The sequence below is a fragment of the Pseudonocardia hispaniensis genome (genome assembly GCF_042658695.1).
In the GTDB taxonomy this organism is placed as follows: Bacteria; Actinomycetota; Actinomycetes; order Mycobacteriales; family Pseudonocardiaceae; genus Pseudonocardia; species Pseudonocardia hispaniensis.
This window is the reverse complement of record NZ_JBHSQW010000025.1, coordinates 235009-253510: the sequence shown is the minus strand read 5'-3', so window position 1 is coordinate 253510 and position 18502 is coordinate 235009. Positions and strand designations below refer to the sequence as shown.

Annotated in this window: 14 protein-coding genes; 7 read left to right on the top strand and 7 right to left on the bottom strand. The window is 71.1% G+C overall.

Annotation, left to right across the window (positions count from 1 at the left end):
- Positions 1-19 precede the first annotated feature (19 nt).
- Positions 20-1228, bottom strand: coding sequence for an acetamidase/formamidase family protein (locus ACFQE5_RS11855; RefSeq protein ID WP_379584918.1), 1209 nt, complete (start codon positions 1226-1228; stop codon positions 20-22).
- 184 nt (positions 1229-1412) lie between these two features.
- Here ACFQE5_RS11855 and ACFQE5_RS11850 point away from each other — a divergent pair, with 184 nt between their 5' ends.
- Together ACFQE5_RS11850 and ACFQE5_RS11845 are read left to right on the top strand one after the other, a co-directional pair.
- Positions 1413-2486, top strand: coding sequence for a substrate-binding domain-containing protein (locus ACFQE5_RS11850; RefSeq protein ID WP_379584917.1), 1074 nt, complete (start codon positions 1413-1415; stop codon positions 2484-2486).
- 145 nt (positions 2487-2631) lie between these two features.
- Positions 2632-3210: a hypothetical protein gene (locus ACFQE5_RS11845; RefSeq protein ID WP_379584916.1), complete on the top strand. Its 579-nt coding sequence runs from the start codon at positions 2632-2634 to the stop codon at positions 3208-3210.
- Here ACFQE5_RS11845 and ACFQE5_RS11840 read toward each other — a convergent pair whose 3' ends face one another.
- Entirely contained in the window at positions 3211-4497 is a 1287-nt protein-coding gene (locus ACFQE5_RS11840; protein WP_379584915.1) for a PucR family transcriptional regulator, read from the bottom strand.
- Positions 4498-4914: 417 nt separating this feature from the next.
- Here ACFQE5_RS11840 and ACFQE5_RS11835 point away from each other — a divergent pair, with 417 nt between their 5' ends.
- The gene (locus ACFQE5_RS11835) at positions 4915-5634 is read left to right on the top strand and encodes a class I SAM-dependent methyltransferase (RefSeq protein ID WP_379584914.1); all 720 of its coding nucleotides are present in this window, start codon (positions 4915-4917) and stop codon (positions 5632-5634) included.
- Here the strand turns inward: ACFQE5_RS11835 and msrB are convergent.
- A complete protein-coding gene (msrB, locus tag ACFQE5_RS11830; protein ID WP_379584913.1) occupies positions 5586-6011 on the bottom strand; it encodes a peptide-methionine (R)-S-oxide reductase MsrB in 426 nt (141 codons plus the stop codon). The genes ACFQE5_RS11835 and msrB overlap by 49 nt on opposite strands.
- A 338-nt stretch (positions 6012-6349) precedes the next feature.
- Between msrB and ACFQE5_RS11825 the strand changes: the two genes are divergently transcribed.
- The 4 genes from ACFQE5_RS11825 to ligD all read left to right on the top strand — a co-directional run bounded on the left by ACFQE5_RS11825 (position 6350) and on the right by ligD (position 13289).
- Positions 6350-6610 (top strand): hypothetical protein, encoded by a 261-nt coding sequence (locus ACFQE5_RS11825; RefSeq protein WP_379584912.1) that lies wholly within the window; start codon positions 6350-6352, stop codon positions 6608-6610.
- Between the two features lie 146 nt (positions 6611-6756).
- Positions 6757-9015, top strand: coding sequence for a hypothetical protein (locus tag ACFQE5_RS11820; protein ID WP_379584911.1), 2259 nt, complete (start codon positions 6757-6759; stop codon positions 9013-9015).
- 448 nt (positions 9016-9463) lie between these two features.
- Entirely contained in the window at positions 9464-12235 is a 2772-nt protein-coding gene (locus ACFQE5_RS11815; protein WP_379584910.1) for a LuxR C-terminal-related transcriptional regulator, read from the top strand.
- Between the two features lie 10 nt (positions 12236-12245).
- Positions 12246-13289 carry a non-homologous end-joining DNA ligase gene (ligD, locus tag ACFQE5_RS11810; protein ID WP_379584909.1) on the top strand — a complete coding sequence of 348 codons (1044 nt, stop codon included), beginning with the start codon at positions 12246-12248 and terminating at the stop codon, positions 13287-13289.
- 44 nt (positions 13290-13333) lie between these two features.
- Here the strand turns inward: ligD and glmS are convergent, their stop codons facing one another.
- From glmS to ACFQE5_RS11790, 4 genes are all read right to left on the bottom strand, one after another.
- The gene (glmS, locus tag ACFQE5_RS11805) at positions 13334-15202 is read right to left on the bottom strand and encodes a glutamine--fructose-6-phosphate transaminase (isomerizing) (protein WP_379584908.1); all 1869 of its coding nucleotides are present in this window, start codon (positions 15200-15202) and stop codon (positions 13334-13336) included.
- An 85-nt stretch (positions 15203-15287) separates the two neighbouring features.
- Positions 15288-16244, bottom strand: a complete 957-nt coding sequence (locus ACFQE5_RS11800) for an NAD-dependent epimerase/dehydratase family protein (RefSeq protein WP_379584907.1) — start codon at positions 16242-16244, stop codon at positions 15288-15290.
- Positions 16241-17554, bottom strand: a complete 1314-nt coding sequence (locus ACFQE5_RS11795) for a nucleotide sugar dehydrogenase (RefSeq protein ID WP_379585065.1) — start codon at positions 17552-17554, stop codon at positions 16241-16243. The genes ACFQE5_RS11800 and ACFQE5_RS11795 overlap by 4 nt, the downstream gene beginning before the upstream one ends.
- Before the next feature lie 53 nt (positions 17555-17607).
- Positions 17608-18477, bottom strand: coding sequence for an endo alpha-1,4 polygalactosaminidase (locus tag ACFQE5_RS11790; protein ID WP_379584906.1), 870 nt, complete (start codon positions 18475-18477; stop codon positions 17608-17610).
- Positions 18478-18502: the final 25 nt, after the last annotated feature.

Here is an 18502-nt window from a genome sequence, read left to right as displayed (position 1 = left end):
CGCCGGTCGGGGCCGCGGGTCAGGGTGTGGGCAGGATGTCCTGGTCGAAGATGTCGAGCGGGATGCTCAGGGTCACCGCCGCGTTGGGGATGTCGACGATTCCCCCGACGTGCATCTCACAGGGCGCCACGCTGATGATCGTGTAGGCCTGCTCGGGTGTGTAGCCGAACCGGGTGAGGTAGTCGATGCCCTGTTCGACCGCGTCCACGGCCGCCATCGTGGTGTCCAGGTAGCGCTGCTCGTCGCCGCGGGCGCTGTAGCCGACGAAGCTGATGTAGCGGTCGCCGAAGTTCGGGTCGACCGGGGAGGGGCGGAACGCCGGGTTCCGGATGCCGTACTTGCGCGCCCCACCCTTGATCAGGCCGAACTTCAGCCAGGCCGCGCCGTCCATCTCGATGGCGTTCCAGGTGATCTCCCCGTCGCCCTCGGCGAAGTGCAGGTCGCCGCAGGAGAACAGCGCGCCCTCCACGAAGACCGGGAAGTAGATCTTGGAGCCGCGGGACAGGTTCTTGATGTCCATGTTCCCGCCGTTCTCGCGTGGCGGGACGGTGCGGGCGGCGGTGGCCGCGACCCGCTGCCACTCCTCGCCCTCCAGGGTGCGCAGCACGGCCGTCGCGGTGGCGTCGGCTCGCGGTCCGGCCTGGTCCTGGGCGATGAGCGGGTCCTCGCGGCGGTTCCACTGCTCCAGCAGTTCGTGCGAGGGCGCGACGCCGATCACGCCGGGGTGGCTGATGGCGGGGATGCGCACGCCGGGGACCTGACGCGAGGTCGCGTAGATGCCGTGCAGGTCCCAGACGGTCTTGAAGCCGCGCGGGAACCGCTCCTTGAGCGGCCCGCCCATCCCGGGCAGGACGTTGGAGTAGCCGATGCCGCTCAGCGGCTGGACGTCGAGCAGTTCGACCACGAGCAGGTCGCCGGGTTCGGCGCCGCGCACCCGCACCGGCCCGGTGATGGGGTGGGTTCGGGTGAGGTCGATGGTGTGGATGTCCTGGTCGTCGTCGAGGTCCTGGAGCTGGTAGTCGTCGTAGCCGGGGCTCTCCAGGATCACCTCGTCGCCGGGGTCGCATTCGAACAGCGGCGGGATGTCGGGGTGCCAGCGGTTGTGCCCCAGTTCCTTCTGCTGGGCGAGCGGGACGCCGACCTCGCAGCTGAACCGGGGGACCCCCAGGTCCCGGTCGGGAAAGCGCGAGACCCCGGACTTGGTGAAGTCGATGCGTCCGTCAGCCATGTGGTCCTCCCAGAGTGGCAGCGCGGTCAGCGCGGCGGGAACCGCGCGGACCCCGACATTACTTCCGCTAGAAAATAAGTCAATTGAAAGTTTCCGGCGCGTCGTCGCCAGCTCTACTCATGCGGACGCGCTCATGTTAGAAACTTCACAACGGAAGGACTGTCGCGATCGGCGGGGGTCTCCATTGGCGTCAGCGGACAGGCCGTATCGGGTCGGGCTGGTCATCCCCTTGCAGGGGCCGGCAGGCATCTTCGGGCCCTCGTGCGAGGCCGTCGTCGAGATGGCCGCCGCCGAGGTCAACCGGCGCGACGGGATCCTGGGCCGGCCCGTCGACATCGAGGTCATCGACGGCGGCGCCCCGTTGGGACAGGTGGCCTCGAACGTGGCCCGTCTGCTGCGGGCCGGGCGGATCGACGCGCTGACCGGCTGGCACATCTCCTCGGTCCGGGAGGCGCTGACGCCGATCGTCCGGGGTCGGATCCCGTACGTGTACACATCCCTGTACGAGGGCGGCGAGCGGACGCCCGGCGTGTTCTGCGCCGGGGAGATCCCGTGGCTGCAGATCGCCCCCGGACTGGCCTGGCTGCGCGACACCCTCGGTCTGCGCCGCTGGTTCCTCGTCGGCGACGACTACGTCTGGCCCCATGGATCCGCCGCCGCGGCCCGGCTCTACTGCCGCGAGCTCGGGCTGGAGCTGGTGGAGGAGATGTTCGTCCCCTTCGGTACCGGCGACTTCGGCCCGGTGCTCGAGCGGGTCGACCGCTCGCGCGCGCAGGCGGTTCTCATGCTGCTGGTCGGGCAGGACGCGGTGCTGTTCAACCGCCAGTTCGCCGCGCGTGAGCTGCACGATCGGGCCGTGCGGTTCAGCCCGTTGATGGAGGAGAACATGCTGCTGGCCAGCGGCGCGGAGGCGACCGCCGCACTGTACGTGGCCGCCGCCTACTTCAACAGCCTCGCGACCGCGGGCGCAATGGACCTGATGGACGCCTATGTGACGGCGCACGGGCCGGACGGCCCCCCGCTGAACAATGCCGCGGAGTCCTGCTACGAGGGGATCCGCACCCTCGAGGCGCTGCACCAGGCCGCGGGCTCGGCCGATGTCCGGACGCTGGTGGCCAGCGCCGACCGCGTCGGCTACGACGGCCCACGCGGGCCGATGAGCATGCGCAACGGCCACCTGCAGCAGCGGGTTCACCTCGCCGTCGCCGAGGCGCACGACTTCCACGTCATCGGGGCACTCGACCCGATCCGGACGTAGCTGACCACATCCGCCACCGGCACTGTGCGGGCCCTGTCGGCGTCCGCTGGTTCGCCGCGGCGGTGAGCATCCGTGTGTCCGACGTGCGCGGTTCGGGTAACCCGGGACCACCACGCGACCAGGAGGACGCACCCAGGAGGACGCTGTGCTCAGCGACCGCAACGAGCGCCCGGCGGCGCACGACACCACCCCCGCGCCGGAGCCGCGAGCTGCCGGCACGACTCTCGACGAAGCACGGCCGCCGCGCCGGCGAGCACTGCAGATGCGCCGCACCATCGGCGCTGTCAGCGGGTTCTGGTTGATCCTGCTCGGGCTCTGGGGCGCGCTGATCCCGTTCGTCGGGCCGTACTTCTCCTACGCCTTCGGCAGCCCTGAGCCGTGGGTCTACACGGCCGACCGGCTGTGGCTCAACATTCTGCCCGGGCTCGCGGTCCTGCTCGGAGGCCTGATCCTGGCACCGAGCGGGCATCGGCTCGGTGCGGCGTTCGGGGCCTGGCTCGCGCTGCTCGGTGGCATCTGGTTCGTCGTCGGGCCGGCGGTGAGCCAGCTCTGGGGTACTCCGGGTCCGGCAGCCCCGATCGGCGCGCCCATCGGCGGGACTGTGCTGGTGATGTTCGAGCAGCTCGGCTACTACTACGCGCTCGGCGCGCTCGTGATCATGCTGGCCGCCGGCGCGCTCGGCAGGCTCAGCGTCCGGTCGGCCCGTGACCACGTCGGGTCGTGATCACGGGCTTTCCCGCTCGCCGACGAACGGGAAGGGTCTGCTCAACAGCGGCTTCGGTCCGCTCACGGGTTCGTCGGCGCGATCGGTCCTGTTCTCAGCGCTCGTCGCGGCGGGACCCCAGGCCAGCGCCAGCAGCAGGGCGGCGCGCACGGCGGGATCGTCGAGGCCGGCGCCGAACAGCTCACGCAGCCTGCTGAGGCGGTAGCGGACCGTCTGCGGGTGCACGTGCAGGTCGTTGGCCACGGCCTTGCGGTTTCCCATGTGCAGCAGCCAGCTGGTGAGCGTCTCGGCGAGCCGGGTGCCGGTCGCCTCCGGCAGCGCGTCCAGCGGAGCCAGGTACCGCCGCCGCAGCGCATCGAGGAGGTCGGGGTCGTGGTGCACGATGATCGCGTCGAGATGGTCCTCGACGAACACCGGGTCCCCGTGCAGCAACTGGGCGTTGCGCAGCCGCAGCGAGATCTCGGCGAACTGGAGGCTCGCGGGGAGTCGTCTCAGCGCGACGGTCATCCCGACGATGGCGCCGGCACCGGACAGGATCGTCTGCAGCCAGGCGCGTCGGCCCGGTCCCGAGGCGTCGGGCACGATGGCCAGCAGCTGGGCGGGGCGGCGCACGAGCAGGCAGGAATCGTCCAACCGGGCGAGGAGCGAGCGGGCGACCTCGTTGTCCGGGTCGACGAGGACGATCGCGGCCTCGGCCGGAATGGCCCAGTCGGTCTTGCGCGCGGTGGCCCGGACGGCCGAGAGATCGGGCCCACCGGGGGCGTTCGACAGCAGCAGGTCGGCGAGTTCCTCGCGCTGCCGGTCGCGGACGAACGCCCGGTTGGACTGTTCGCGGACGTAGCCGCGCAGCGAGGCCGAGGACAGCTGTTCGACGGCGGCGAACACGGCGCTGGCCAGTGCGGCGAAGGTCTCGGCGGGGATCGACCGTTGCAGGGCAGCCGCGGCCACGTGCCGCCAGGTCACGCTCGCGCCGGTCCGGTAGGCGGCCAGCAGCCCGGTGACGTCCTGGTCGTGGCGGTGGTGCAGTCGCCCGATCTCCTCGAAGACCGCTTCCTCGACCTCCGAGACGAACTGCGGAACCGTGGCCGGGCCGCACCGGGCCAGCGAGACCAGGCGGGTCGCGAACGCCTTGGCGCCGACCACGACCTCATCGAACTCCTCGGTGAGAAACCGGGCATAGTCCGGGTACTGATCGGCGAGGATGTCACGGACCTCGGTCAGGATCGCCGGTAGCGCATCGACGATCAACGGGACGAGATCGTCCAGTCCGTCGTCGGTCTCCGACATCGAGCCACCTCCTCCACCCAACCCCTGGGGCATCACGGCCGTTGCGGTTGTGCGTACCCCGAGTGCGGCGGATCAAGCCTCGGCCTGCTTCGTCGGCGGTGGGCATCGGTCGGTGACGCCGCAGATCCGGTGTGCTCTGAGCGTGCAGCCGCTCCCGCGTCGTCGGTGCCGCAGGCCCACCCCGAACAGGTCGAGACGATCGGGGCCGCCGCCCGGTGTCGGCCGGGTGGGGGCGCTGTCGATCGCCGCGATCGAGGACGCGGTCACCGTAGCGCAGTTGGGTGCCGTACCGCTGATCTCACACGGCCGTGACGGCGGCGAGCCCTCGGCGCGTGGCCGGCGGCCCGCGCCCGTCGGACACCGGTGAGATGACCCGTTACGGTCTGACCGAGTCGGTCGCAGGATCGGGGTGTGGGGATGACCGAGGCACTCGTGGGTTTCGTCCGGGCACACACCCGGCTCGCCGCCCCGCCTCTCGTGCCCGAGATCACCGTGCATCTGGCCGACGACATCGTCGCGCTGTGGGAGCGGATGGAGGCCGAACTCGGCCGTAGCGGTCTGGCGCCGCCGTTCTGGGCGGCCGCCTGGGCGGGTGGGCAGGCACTGGCCCGGTACGTTCTCGACATGCCCGCGCTGGTCGCCGGCCGGGCGGTGCTCGACCTCGCGTCCGGATGCGGGATCGTCGCGATCGCGGCGGCGGCGGCGGGAGCTGCCCGGGTGACCGCTGTCGAGATCGACGAGCACGCCGTAGCGGCCATCGGGCTCAACACCGCCGCCAACGGCGTCGCGGTGGACCGTGTGCTGGGGGACGTGCTGGATGAGGCGTCCACCGACGCGGAGGTCGTGCTGGCCGGGGATGTCTGCTACGACCGGACGATGACCCAGCGGGTGCTGCCGTACCTCGCCCGGGCCCGGGCCGGCGGCTCGGATGTGCTCCTCGGCGATCCGGGCCGGGCGTACCTACCCACGGACCGCCTGGCGGCCCTTGCCGCCTATGACGTGCCGGTCCCGGAGATGGAGGGGGCCGACAGCCGCCGTACCACGGTGTGGCGGCTGCGCCGAGCGGATGAGGAGGCGGCGCCGGTCGCTCACCGTGGGTCCGGCACCAGCCGCAGGCTGACCGAGTTGATGCAGTAGCGCAGGTCGGTGGGCGTGCCGTAACCCTCGCCGGCGAAGACGTGGCCGAGGTGGCTGTGGCAGCTCGCGCACAGGACCTCCACCCGGCGCATGCCCAGGCTGTTGTCGGGGCGCTCGATCACCGCGTCGCCCGCGAGCGGCGTGAAGAACGACGGCCAGCCACAGTGCGAGTCGAACTTCGTCTCGCTGCGGAACAGCTCCGCCCCGCAGGCCCTGCACGTATAGCTGCCGACGGTCTTGGTATCGGTGTACTCACCGGTGAACGGGCGCTCGGTTCCGGCCTGCCTGAGCACGTGGTACTCCGCCGGGTTCAGCAGCTCGCGCCACTCCTCGTCGGACTTGACGATCTTGGGTGCGCGTTCCGTGACCGGATCCATGCATCAACGGTAACGCGTCCGCACGGAACGCGCCTGGGCCTGCGGGCAGCTGCGGCTCGCCGCGTCGCCGCGGAATCCGGTGCGCCGGCCCGCGGATCCGAAATTCGGGTCGGTGCCGTCGTCGAGTTTAGGTAGCGGCCCGGCGGAACTTAGGTGGTGACAGTGTGCGACGGCCAGGTGACCATGGCTTCGACCTCGTCAGGCATCGAGGCGAGGCCAGCATCACGAGATGGCGGCTCAGGTGTGGATCTCAGGTGACGTCCCAGCCGGAGAGGCGTACCTGAGCGGTGCCAGGTGACCGAGGGGTGCCCCGCGGGGCAGAAGGCCAGGAGGACGAGATGTCGGACGCTCTGAGCATCGCCGAACTGGAGAGCCAGCACATCGAGCTGCTCCCCGCCCGAACGACCATGATCGTCGGAATTGGTGTCGGCGGTGACGGCGGCCGGGGCGGCGACGCTTACGCCATCAACGCGGGCAACGTCAACTTTGCGCTGTCCCTGTTCGGTGGCGACGCCACGGCTGGCGGGGACAACATCGCTCACGCCGTGGGTGGGCACGGTGGCTGGGGCGGCTGGGCCGTGGGCAACCTGTTCAGCTGAGGCCTGCGCAGACAGGCCCGTGAGCACCGAAGGAGGGGGCGGCCGGGGATCGGCCGCCCCTCCCGTTGCGTACTCGAACGAGCACGTGGGGGGTTGCCATCGGCACCGCAGCGGAGGCGTTCGAGGCCCGGCGGGGGGCACCGCCGGTGCCTCGGCTGGCGCCCGGCGTCGAGCTGATCGGTGAGTATCAGGACTCGGGCTTTCAGCAGCGGCAGTACCTGGTCGGACGAGCCGACGGCCAGATCCTCCAACTGCCGGCGCTGCTGTACCTGGTGGTCGCGGACATCGACGGGAAACGCGACGTCGAGGACGTGGCCACCAGGGTCAGCGGGCAGTTCGGCAAGAGGCTCACCGGCGAGCAGGTCCGGTACCTCGTCGAGAACAAGTTGCGACCCGCGGGCCTCATCGCCGAGCCGGACGGGCCGGCCGAGCCCCGCTGGGTCCGGCCGGATCCGCTGCTGGCGCTGCGCTTGCGGACCACCGTGGTGCCCGCGGAGGTGGCCTGGGCCATCGCCGGGTTGTTCCGGCCGCTGTTCACGCGACCCGTGGTGATCGCCGCGGTGGTCGCGCTGGTCACCGTCGATGTGGCGATCGTCGTGCAGGGCGGGGTGGGCCGGGTACTGCCGAGCGTGCAGGCGCTCCTCCGCGAGCCGTCCGCGACGCTGCTGGTGCTCGTGGTCGTTGTCGTCTTCGGGGCGTTCCACGAATGCGGCCATGTGACGGCCTGCCGCTACGGTGGTGCGCGCCCGGGGCCGATGGGTATCGGCCTATACCTCGTCTGGCCCGCGATGTACAGCACGGTCACCGACGCCTACCGGCTGGACCGGACCGGACGGCTGCGCACGGACCTGGGCGGGATCTACTTCAACGCCCTCTTCCTGATCGTCGCGGGGGCCGCCTATCTGGCCACCGCGGCACCGTGGTTGCTGCTCACCCTCGTCCTGCTGCACGTCCAGACGCTCTGGCAGTTTCTGCCCTCGCTGCGGCTGGACGGCTACTACATCCTCAGCGACCTGGCCGGCGTCCCGGACCTGTTCGGCCTCATCGGGCCGGTGCTGCGCGGCCTGGTCCCGGGCCGTGAGCCCCACCCTCGGGTCGCGGCGCTGAGGCCGTGGACCCGGCGGGTGATCACGCTGTGGGTCCTGGTGACCGTTCCGTGCCTGGGGTATTTCCTCGTCCTGCTCGCGTTCGCGACCCCTCGGATCCTGCCGATGGTGCGGGACTCCCTGCAGGTGGTCGTCGCGGGCATGGCCGAGGCCGTCCGGGCAGGCCAGGTCGTCACCGTCGCGCTGGGCCTGGTCCAGGTGGTCCTGCTGATCCTGCCGTGGCTGGGCATCGCGATGATCATGCTCGGGATCGGCCGCGCGATGATCGGCGCGCTCGTGCGCCGCTACGGCTCGGGGCCCGCGCCCGCGGGGGCGCGGCCGGTGTCGACCGGTGCGCCGATCCAGCCGCGCCGGCGCGCCGTCGCGGGCGGCGGATGGTTCGTCGTCGCGGCGGCGGCCCTGGTGCTCATCGCCTGGATCGGACTGGTCCGGATGTCGGTCCGCGGCGCGACGACCGGCGAGGTCGCGCTCGCCGAGGCGGCCGCCGCGGTCGGTGGCGGCACCAGGATGCCGTCCTGGCCGGATGCCGTCGCGGTGCATCAGCTGGCGGCGCTGCAGGCCCTGCTGTCGGGCTATGCGCCACCGATGGAACCGGATGCCGCCCGGGTGGCGATGATCGTCGTGGGCGTGGCCGCGAGTCTTGCGCTGTGGCCGGTGGCCCTCCGGTGCGGGGTACGGCCCGCGGCCGCGGCTTTGGCCGTCGTGCTGGGTGGGTTGGTGGTGGCGTACGGCTCGGTCGATCCCGGTGCGCTCGCGACCGGCTGGCTGATCCTGGCGGCCGCGACGGTCGGGCGGGGACGGGCCGAGAACACCGTGGCCGCGGTGGCGGCGGTCCTCGGCGTCCTGACGGTGCCGCTGGTGGCGGTCGGACTGTGTGCCGCCGTCGCGGTGGCGCTGGCGGCCGGGGTTCCGCGTCCCGGGCCGGTTCGCCTGCTCGGCGGCGCGGTGCTGGCGGGAGCCGCTGCCGCGGTGGCGCTGGCGGCCACCGGCGACGGTGGACTGGCGGTCACCGGGGCCGGACCGGTGTCACCGACGTTGCTGCCGGTGCTGCTCGCCGCGGCCGGGCTGCTGGGTGCGACATGGTCCCGGTCGCGCAGGCTGCGTCCCGTCGCGGGGGCGGCCGGTGCGCTCCTGGTCTGTGCGGCCACGCCCGGCCCGCACGGGACGACGGCGCTGCTGGCGGTCTCGCCGGTCCTGGCGGTGCTGACCGCGGTGCTGCTCGATCGCGCCCTGACGAAGGTCACGGTGCCCGCGCCGGTCGAGTCGGGTTCGCCCGAGGCGGTGGGCGTCGGTCAGTGAGATCGGCGGTCGGCCGTTGTGCGCCGCTGTCGATCTTTGGGTAATCGCGCCCCGGGGGCCCGTCACGTGATTCCTGATGTGCGCAGGAACTCGGCTGCCTGAATTCTGCGGCTGTGCATTCGGCCGAAATGTCCATGAATCGTCGCATATCCGCTGCCCGACGTTGCGTCATTGCTTCGTCGTGGCGCGATGGGCGCGGGCATATCGTCGTCCTCGGATGATGGCGCCTCGAGTCATTGGGGTAGCCGGAGGCCGGGCGAGCGCAGCGCGCCCCGGATGGCCCGGACGACGGTTGGTGCGCCGCGTCGAATGGCCAGGAGTGGGAAAGGGGGCTATCGTCAGGAGCATCCGGGGCACTGCGCGCGGTATGCACGGGTAGGACTCATATCAGGGGGGAAGCGGTGTGCCGCGGGAGTCCTGTTTCCGCGAGGCTGCCGCGGTCGGTGCCATGACGAACGCGAATGGGGCTTTCACCGGCCGGCAGGCAGAACTTCGATTCATCGCCGATTGTCTGCGTGGGACGACGCCACGCAGTGTGGTCATCACCGGCAGCGCCGGGATCGGCAAGTCGCGCCTGGCCAGGGAGGCGGTCGCGCAGGCGCAGGACGCCGGGCGGTCGACCTGTTGGGCGGCGGGGACGAGCGCGGCCCAGACCATCCCGTTGGGGGCGCTGGCGCACCTGGTCCCGGTCAGCGATACGACCTCGAGTCTGTTCACGCTGTTGCAGCGGGCGGTGTTCGCGTTCACCGGGGACGGGCAGGCGCGGCGACTCGTCGGAGTCGACGACGCGCATCTGCTCGACGAGGTCTCGATGACGCTGCTGCATCAGATCGCGCTGAGTGGCACGGCCGCCCTCGTGCTGGTCGTACCGTCCGACTCGCCGGTCCCGGCGCCCATCGCGGCGCTGTGGAAGGACGCGCTGGCCCACCGGCTGGAGTTGTCGCCGCTGCGCCAGGCTGAGACTCGACGCCTGGTCCACGCCACCCTCGGGAACATCGTGACGGCCCGAACGACCGAACACCTGTGGCGGCTGAGCCGAGGAAACCCGCTGTATCTGCGCGAGCTGATCGAGGCCGGGCGGGTCACCGGCCGGTTGCGGATCCGGGACGGGGTATGGCACTGGGAGGGAGGGCTCGTTCCGACCTCCCGGCTGACCGAGGTGGTCCAGGCGCACCTCGGTGAGCTGGGCGCCGGTGAGCGGACCGCCCTCGATGTGCTGGCGGTCGGCGGGCCGTTGCCGCTGGTCCGGCTGCTCGAGCTGGCTGATGCGGAGGCGGTGGCCGCGCTGGAGCGCCGGATGCTCATCGTCGTGCAGCGGACGGGGCGGACCGCGCTGGCCCGGATCGCCCATCCACTGCACGGCGAGGTCGTCCGCGCCCGGATCCCCGAAGCCGCCCGGGGCCGGCTGTGCCGTCTGGTCGCCGAGCGCTGTTGCGCGCCACCGGCGACCGACCCCCTGCGGGTCGGCGTGTTGCTGCTGGACAGCGACCAGCCGCAGCCCGACGTGGACCTGCTCATGGACGGCGCCGAGCAGGCGCTCGCCCGACGGCAGTGTGCCCTCGCCGAACGTCTGGCGCGGACCGCGATCGAGGGTGGCGGGGGTTTTCCCGCCCGGCTCGCGCTCATCCAGGCGCTGCACTGGCAGGGCCGGTCCGTGGAGGCCGAGCAGGTCGCCGCCGAGGCCACCACCCTGATCGGCTGCGCGGACGACGCGGGGGACCTCGCGGTCGTACGGTCGCTCAACCTGGTCGGAGGCTTCGGCAAGGCGGATACCGCCGCCACCGCGCTGCAGCAGGTGGACCTGGACGCGCTGTCCGAACCGGTCCGCCGCGACGTCACCGGCGCGCGCATTCTGCTTGCCTATCTCATCGGTGGCGTGCGGGACGCCCTCGACCTCGCCGGCCCCCTCCGGGCCCGCACGGGTGATCCGTCCGCGCCCGGATCGCTCGTCGCCGCCGCGCTGGCGACGGCGCTGGCGACGTCCGGGCGGTTCGATGATGCGCTGGCCACCGCCGCCTCGGGATGGGCCATGCTCGAACGGTGTCGCACGGCGACCGCCGCGGGCTGGTCGAGGATCGTGCTGGCGCACGCGGAGCTGCTCGCCCTGGAGCTGTCCGGCCGGATCCGTGAGCTGCGGCGCCGAGCCACCCAGCTCTACCAGGACTGTCTGAGCGGACCGGAAGGGATCGACGATGCCGTGTCCGTGCTGCACCTGGGACAGGCCGCACTCGCCGCCGGGCAGCCGCGGACGGCCGTGCGCTGGCTGACCGAGGCAGCCGCCTGCCTCGGCCGGCTCGACCCGGTCGGCCTTCGCGGGATGTGCGCCGACCAGTTGGTGCAGGCGCACGCCCTCCTCGGCGACGAGCAACCCGTCGGCGAGACGCCGTCCGGGGCGGCTCCGGGTCTGTGGGGAGGCGGACATGCTCAGCTGGCGCAGGCGTGGAACGCCGCTGCCCGCGACGAGCTCGTCGCGGCGGCGGACCGGGCCCTACTGGCCGCGGCCGAGGCCGCGGAGTCGGGGCAATGGGCACTCGAGGCGCGGGCACTTCACGTCGCCGTCCGGTTCGGCGGTGCCCGGCGGGTCGCCGACCGGCTGCGAACGCTGGTGGCACTGGTCGACGGTCCACTCGTGCAGACGTACGCGCTGCACGCCGAAGCCGCGGTCGCCGGGCTGGGGTCGCAGCTGGAGGAGGTGGCGGGGCAGTTCGAACGGATGGGGCTGGGCATGCTGGCCGCCGATGCCGCAGGCCAGGCCGCAGCGGCTCATGAGCGGGCGGGTGAGCGGCGCGGTGCCGCCGTCGCGACGGCCCGGGCCAGGGACCTGGCGCGTTCGTGTGAGTCGCCGCGCACACCTGCGCTCGCGGGCCTGGCGTCGACGGAGCTGACCTCGCGGGAGGAGGAGGTGGCCCGGTTGGCCCTCGCCGGACTGACCAACCAGGCCATCGCCGAACGGCTCGTCCTGTCCAGACGGACGGTCGAGGCCCACCTGGCCAACGTCTACGCCAAGCTCGGCATCAACAGCCGGGTCAAACTGCGCGCGGCGCTGGGCCGGGGCGCGGCGGCGCCGGTGTCCGAGCCCGGATCGCGCCTCGCCCGGCCACCGCACGATCCGCGGCCGCGCCACGGGCGGGTGGTGGGCACGAGGGCCGGTGCCCCGGCGGCCGGCAGCACCGCCGGCACCGGCGTGAATCGGCCCGCAGGCCCGGTGGCGGCGCGGTAGCGTCCGGCGCATGGCGGCCAAGACGGTGTTGCAGCTGACGGTGCCGGGACCGGACGGCGACCGCACGGTCCGGCTGTCGAGCCCGGACAAGATCTACTTTCCGGAGCGGGGCATCACGAAGCGGGAGGTCGTCGAGTACTACCTGACGGTGGCCGAGCCGATGCTGCGTGCGGTGTTCGACCGGCCCACCAACCTGAAGCGCTTCCCGGACGGGGTCGCCGGCGAGGCGTTCTTCGCCAAGCGGGTGCCCAAGGGAGCCCCGGCGTGGGTGCGGACGGTGACGGTGACGTTCCCGAGCGGGCGGACCGCCGAGTCGGTGGCGCCGAGTGAACCCGCCGTCATCGCGTGGGCGGCCAACCTCGGGACGCTGGACTTTCACCCGTGGCCGGTCCGCCGGGCCGACCCGGACCGTCCCGACGAGCTGCGCATCGACCTGGATCCGCAGCCCGGCACCGGGTTCGCCGAGGCGGTCGAGGTCGCTTCGGTGCTGGACGAGGTGCTCGACGAGGCCGGGCTCGTCGGCTGGCCCAAGACCTCCGGCGGGCGCGGGGTGCACGTGTCCGCCCGCATCCGTCCGGAGTGGACCTTCATCGAGGTGCGCCGGGCGGTGATCGCGATCGCCCGCCGGGTCGCCGACCGGATCCCGGATCTGGCCACCGTGGCGTGGTGGAAGGAGGAGCGCGGCGAGCGCGTGTTCCTCGACTACAACCAGGCCGCCCGGGACCGCACGATCGCGTCCGCCTGGTCGGTGCGCGGCCTTGCGCGGGCCACCGTGTCGATGCCGGTGACCTGGCAGGACCTGCCGGCGGTCGAGCCGGAGGACTTCGACGTGCGCACCGTTCCCGGGCTGCTGGCCGCGCGTGGCGACCCGCACGCGGGGATGGACGCCGCGGTCGGCGGGCTGGAGACGGCGCTGGACTGGTACGCCGCCGATGAGCGCGACCGAGGCCTGGGCGAGCTGCCGTACCCGCCGGAGTATCCGAAGATGCCGGGCGAGCCGATGCGGGTGCAGCCGAGCAGGGCCAGGACCGGCACGGTGCGAAAGTCCCGCTGATCGGTCGAGGAGACGCCCGGCAGCGACGAGCGCGGCCGGTTGCCTCACTCGACGGTCACCGACTTCGCGAGGTTCCGGGGACGATCGACATCGTGACCGAGTTCGACGGCGACCTCGCGGGCGAGGTGCTGCAACGCGACGACCGACTCGAGAGGGCCCCATGGCGGTTCCCGGGCGGGCAGGACGGCGGGTAGCACCGCATCCGGGATCCGCCCTCCGACGGTGATGACCTGCGCACCGCGCGCCGCGACCTCGCGGAGATTGACCGCAAGGCGCTGGGTTGGCATCGCGGTGACCGCGACGACCGGCACGCCGGAGGTGACGAGAGCGATCGGGCCGTGCTTCAGCTCGCCGGCCGGCAGCGCTTCGGTCCAGCGGTAGGCGAGCTCCTTCAGCTTGAGCGCACCCTCCTGGGCGTAGGGCACTCCCGCGCCGCGGGAGATGAAGATCCAACCGGGCTGCCCGGCGAACGTGCTCGCCAGCTCGGCGGCGATAGGCGCGGCCAGGGCGTCCGTCGCGGCAAGACGGTCGGGAACGGCGAGCAGCACCCGTTCCCACGCCAGGATGTCGCGCCGGCTGCGACTCGTGGACAGCGCGAGCGCCAGGGCGGCGCCCGCGAGAACCTGGGTGGTGAACGACTTGGTGGCCGCCACGGCGAGCTCGGGTCCGCACTGGATGTCGAAGACGGCATCGCACCGGCGGGCGAGGGTCGACCCCGGGTTGTTGGTGATGGCGAGCCAGGGGCCACGCCGTCCGTCCTGCAGGCACGCGAGCACGTCCGCGGTCTCGCCGGACTGGGAGAACGCGACGGTGAGAACGTCTCCGTCGCTGGGGCTCGCGATACGCTCGCTGGCCGTCATGACCCGGGTGCGGAGTCCGGCGAACTGGGTGAGCAGGCGGGCCGTGACGGCGGCGGCGTAGGCGGAGCTACCGCAGGCCAGCAGGTGTACCGGAAGCGTCGAGGGGAGGCCGAGGTCGTCGAGCAACCGGCCACCGACCAAGCGTCCGGCTACGGTGTCGAGGATCCGGGCGGCCGCGGCAGGTTGCCCCGCGATCTCCTTGCTCGTGTAGTCGAGCGCCCCGCCGAGCTCGGCGTCCACGTGCCGCACCGACAGTCGTAGCGGATCCGGCGGCGCGACGGCTCGACCGCCGCGGTCATACCAGCTGACCTGCCGGTTCGGCGCGAGGGCGACAACATCGCCGTCGCGCAGTTCGCGAACGTCCTCGACGTGCGGGCCGAGCCCGAGGGCGTCGGAGGCCGCCATCAGCGCCGTGCGGGTGACCCCGAGCAGCAAGGGACTGCGGTGGCGGGCCAGCACGATGCCGGGCACGCCGTCCATCGCCACCGCCAGGGCCCACGAGCCGCGCAGGTGTTCGACGGCCCCGGCGACAGCGGCGACGAGCCGCTCGAGCGCGGCGGGGCCTGCGACGCGATCGGCCGGGCCCTCGGTCGTGGTGACCGGGGATGCGCGCAGTGGATCGCAGGCTTCGAGCAGGTGCTCCTCGATCAGATGAGCGATCAGCTCGGTGTCGACCTCGGTTGCGATCTTGTGACCGCGCGCGTCGAGCCAGTCGGTGACCTCGTCGGCGTTGTCGATGGTGCCGTTGTGCACGACCGCGATCATCTGCGTGCAGTCCTGATGCGGATGGGCATTGGCCGCCGTGGGCTGGCCGTGCGTGGCCCAGCGGGTGTGGCCGATCCCGGTCGTGACCGCCTCCAGGCCGGAGTTCGGCAGTGCGGCGACCAGATCGGTGAGCCGGCCGGCGGCCCGATGGACGCACAGCCGGTCGTCGGGGCGGTGCAGCAGTCCTACTCCGACGGAGTCATAGCCGCGGTACTCCAGCCGCTTCAGCCCGGACAGCAGACGTGGTACCGCGGGCGGCGCACCGCAGTAGGCGACGATTCCACACATCGATGTCTCCTCATGACGGAAAGAGGGTTGTACCGGATAGGGCCGCGAAATTCACCGGCCCACCGGGTGGGCCGGTGACCGGCGATCAGGCCGGGTTCGCGTTCTCGCGATACCACTCGAACGTCCGGCGCACTCCCTCCGCCAGGCAAACCTTCGGCTCATAGCCGGTCAGCGCACGAAGCTTCGTCAAATCAGGACAGCGCCGAGCCACCGATCCGCGCGGTGCCGGAATCCTGTGTACCGCTGGCGTGAAGTCGGCTACTCGCAGCACCAGATCGGCCAGCTCGCCGATGTTCGTCTCTTCGGTGTCATTGCCGATATGAACGACCTGATCGGGAGCCACATCGGATCGCATCAGCCGCTCCATCGCGTCGGTGGCGTCGTCCACATGACAGAAGGCGCGATATTGTTCGCAGCCGAACACCGAAAACGGATCCTGTCGGCGGATCGCTCGAAGTGACAGCTCCGGGATGACATGATCAGTCCCCATCCGAGCGCCGTAGACGTTATGGAACCGTCCGATCACATAAGGGATCCCCTTTGCGCGGGCGGTATGGATGACCGCCGCCTCGCCGAGCATCTTGCTCACGGCGTAGGTGGATCGAGGCGCAGCGATGTCGGCCACCAGCAGCGGGACCGTCTCCGCGGTCGGCACGGGTACGGCGCCCGCTGTGACACCGTCGGCGTAGATCTCACTGGTGGATGCGAAGAACAGTCGCGCGCCCGGTTCCAGCCAATCCAACAGGTTCATCAGGGCGAGCGTGTTGATACGGATGACCCGGGCCGGGTCCATTTCGACATTGCGGACCCCGACCACGGCGGCCAGCATGTAGACCTGATCCCAGCCGTGGGGAATTCTCCGGTAGGCCATCGGGTCGGTGAGGTCGGCGTCCAGGATCGGGACGTCGACGGCGGACAGCTCCGGATCCTGGCGCCCACGAGAGAAGTTGTCCACGATCATGACGGAATGGCCGTCGGCCAGCAGCCGCCGCGCCAGGTGCAACCCGATGAAGCCCGCCCCGCCGAGAATCAGTGCCCTCATGCCGGGACCTCCGTCACCGTCGGCCGCACCATCGGGTCGAAGCCGAGACCGGCGTAGCGCACACCACACCCGGTCACCGCGGCCGCATCGAGGATCCGCCACGAGTCGAACACCACCCGGACCGGCGAGCCGCGCAGCAGGCCGGCCACATCGAGTGCGCGGTACTGCGGATGGTCGGTGATGACAAGAACCGCGTCCGCCGCCCGGAACCCGGAAACCGGATCGACCGGCCGGCCACCGTAGGCACGGATGACGTCGGCGCCCACGAGCGGGTCGTGTCCGAGCACGGTGATACCGGCGTCCTCGAACACCGGCATCATCGCCGCGATCGGCGTCCCCCGCATGTCGTCGGTGGGTGGCCATCCCTTGTACGCCCAGCCGAGGACGGTCAGCGTGCTGCCGCCCGTCGCGCGCATCAGTTCGACCATGCGGTGGGCCACGTGGACCGGGAGCTCCTCGTTCAGTTCGCGCGCCGTGCGGATCAGGTGCGGGACCGGCCCGCCAGCCCCCGAACTGGCGATCATGAGGTAGGGGTCCTTCGACAGGCAGCCCCCGCCCACATAGCCGGGCTTGGCGATGTCCGGTCGCGGGTAGTCCAGATTCGTCGCGCGGATCACCTCGAGCGGATCGAGCCCGAACCGCTCGGTCAGCATCGCCACCTCGTTGCCGAACGAGTAGATCACGTCGGTGTGGCAGTTGTTGGTGAGCTTGACCAGCTCAGCGGTCTCGAGGTTCGAGACCGCAACGATCTGTTTGGCGAACCCGGAGAACAGGGCCCGGCCGAGCTCGAGGCTCTCCTCGTCGAGTCCGCCCACGACCTGCGGCAGGTCCACCAGCTCACGAAGTGCCTGGCCCTGGATGGTCCGCTCGGGTGCCATGACCAGCCGCGCGGAACCCCAGCCGGCCACCAGCGGCGGGAGGACGACGCTGCGACTGGCGCCGACCGGCACGGTGCTGCGGACGACGACCAGCGTGCTCGGTGCGCACCGTTCGGCGACGTGCCGGGCCGCCGCGGCCAGGTTCCTCAGGTCCGGCTCGCGGGTGATCTCGTCGATGGGTGTCGAGACGCAGATGACGGCGGCATCGACGCCGTCGGCCGGCAGCTCGGATGCGACGACGAGGTTCTTGCCGATCAGTTCGCCGAACGCCTCCTCCACGCCCGGCTCGAAGATGTGTGGACGGCCCCGAGAAAGGGATTCCAGCACCGCCGGGCGAATGTCCACCCCGTGGACCTCGTATCCTTTCCGGGCCATTCCAGCGGCTAGCGTCAAGCCGACGTATCCCATACCGATGATGCCGATCCTGCGCATGTCACGCGGCGTCGATGGCATAGTTTCTCCTTCTGTCGATTCTGCGAAGTCCTTCATGAACATCGCGGTCGTAGTGTGTCGAGAGAACGTGTCGTGAGATAGCCGGCGAAACCCTCCTCCCGGTATCTCCGGCAAGCCTGGGTGACATTTTCCGGCCGGTCCGCGTAGTCAATCGCCAGCACCGTCTTTCCGGCCTTGCGGAGGGCGCGGGCCGCGGCCAGGTCCGTTGCGCAGTAGTCGTCGTCACACGGCCGGTCCATGGGCCGGAAGAACAACGACTCCATGGCTATCCCGTCGATCGCCTCGGCGTACCCGGGATACCTTTGCAGTTCGGGTGAGTTCAGCGGGAAGACGAGGAAGCCGGGAGCGGTGGATTTTCCGTAGGCGCTGATTCTCTTGATCAGCTCGACCATATCGTGACCCAGGTCGTTGCGGTTCCGGTCGGGTACCAGGCCGAGATCGATCTCCTCATAGGCCAATGGCGTGTCCAGGAAGACGCCATCGAATCCGGCGGCGAGTGCACGGTCGATCCGCGGTTGTACGGCAAGTTCCCACCAGCGTGGCTCCCAGTACTTGACGAAGTACTCGCCGGGCCAGTCCCGCCATTCGTTGAGCAGCAGCTGGGCCTGGTCGTTCGCGATGACCGAGAAGTCCGGGCGAAAATTCTCGACGGAGCCGATCTCGAAGTACGCCAGAACCGTGGTGGTCGCCCCCTTCAACCGGCGGATCTCGTCGGCGGTGAAGTAGTCCCGATGGGCGTCGCGGGCGAGATCGATCACGACCAGTTCGAACCCGCCATGGGCGATCTGGTCGAGGTGCCCACCGGGATAGTTCTGGAGCTGAATGGCGAAGTTCGGCACACCGGTCGGGGTGCCGGCACGGTGCGTGTCGACCGATCGTTCGTTGCCGGGCACGGTACTCATCTCCTTCCCCGAGGCGGGTGGTGTC